General features: G+C 50.2%; 2 protein-coding genes. Both read left to right on the top strand.

The window, feature by feature from the left end:
- Positions 1 to 143 (top strand): class II holin family protein (locus HEN33_RS25785; RefSeq protein WP_021503488.1); only part of this gene is annotated, 143 nt, incomplete at its 5' end.
- Positions 143 to 293: hypothetical protein (locus HEN33_RS25790; protein ID WP_000075115.1), on the top strand; the 151-nt coding region annotated here is incomplete at its 3' end. The genes HEN33_RS25785 and HEN33_RS25790, both read left to right, overlap by 1 nt.

Raw genomic sequence — 293 nt, forward strand, 5'->3', positions numbered from 1 at the left:
TGCAGCTGCTGGACAAAGTCTCTCCGTCCCAGTGGGTGGCAATAGGTGTGCTGGGAAGTCTGCTGTTTGGCCTGCTGACGTATCTGACAAATCTTTATTTCAAGATTAAAGAAGATAAGCGTAAGGCTGCGAGAGGTGAATAATGTCGCCGTCATTACGCAAGGCTGTTGCAGCTGCTATTGGTGGTGGGGCTGTTGCCATAGCGTCTGTGCTCATCACTGGTCCAGGTGGTAACGATGGTCTGGAAGGTGTCAGCTACATACCATACAAAGATATCGTTGGCGTATGGACTG

This window comes from Escherichia sp. 94.0001, from assembly GCF_013369155.2.
Lineage (GTDB): Bacteria > Pseudomonadota > Gammaproteobacteria > Enterobacterales > Enterobacteriaceae > Escherichia > Escherichia coli_F.